This is a genomic window from Campylobacter sp. 2018MI01 (genome assembly GCF_018501205.1).
Classification (GTDB): Bacteria; Campylobacterota; Campylobacteria; order Campylobacterales; family Campylobacteraceae; genus Campylobacter_E.
Genome location: NZ_JAHCZE010000215.1, coordinates 1 through 380 on the forward strand (window position 1 = coordinate 1; position 380 = coordinate 380).

Sequence of the window (380 nt, forward strand, 5' to 3'; positions counted from 1 at the left end):
GATATAAAATTATTTAAAAACTCAAATTCTTTAAAAATAAATGAAGATAAAGAAAAAGAATTAAAAGACAAAAATAATTTAGAAGAATTTTGCGAGTTTAGCATAAAGCTAATTGATGAGCTAAAAGATTATAAATTACTAGATTTAAAAGCTTAATTAATTCTTTAAGTTAAAGGAGAAATAATGCTAAAAATAGATGGATTTTATGTAGATTTAAGCTCTTGTATAAATACAAGTATTAGTAAAAAAGCTGATGTAAATAGCACTATTAATCTAAGCCAAATAAGACAAGATATAAAAACAAATAATTTTGAATATAAAACAAGTGATAAAGAATTAAATGTATTTTTTAGCCTTGATAATAAAAGCGTAGGAATTAG

At 20.8% G+C, this 380-nt stretch carries 1 protein-coding gene; it reads left to right on the top strand.

The features are described from left to right. Positions 1-183: 183 nt before the first annotated feature. Positions 184-380: hypothetical protein (locus KJQ97_RS09715; protein ID WP_214120738.1), on the top strand; the 197-nt coding region annotated here is incomplete at its 3' end.